Here is a 279-nt window from a genome sequence, read left to right on the forward strand (position 1 = left end):
GGATCGACTTCCCATTCCACTTTGACCCATTGATTCGGCGTCCACTTTGCCGGCACGACAATGCAACAGGTTCCGCCACCGCCTTTGCCATAATAACCATTAACCTTAAACCAATTTACCGAAGTGCCTTTGACATGGTTAAACCCGTGTAAATTTCCGGCAAGGTAGTCATCTTTGGGTTTTTTTCTTGGGGAACAGCAGTGAGCTTACTGCGATAATGGCAAGAATAACGCCAGCAACAATCACTTTTTTTACGAGTTATTTTTTCGAGCATACTGC

1 pseudogene is annotated in these 279 nt (G+C 44.8%); it reads right to left on the reverse strand.

The window, feature by feature from the left end:
• Positions 1-128: pseudogene (locus BHE89_RS01570) on the reverse strand (DUF3304 domain-containing protein); the annotation flags it as partial.
• Between the last annotated feature and the right edge of the window lie 151 nt (positions 129-279).

This window comes from Shigella sp. FC1967 (assembly GCF_001743005.1).
GTDB lineage: Bacteria > Pseudomonadota > Gammaproteobacteria > Enterobacterales > Enterobacteriaceae > Proteus.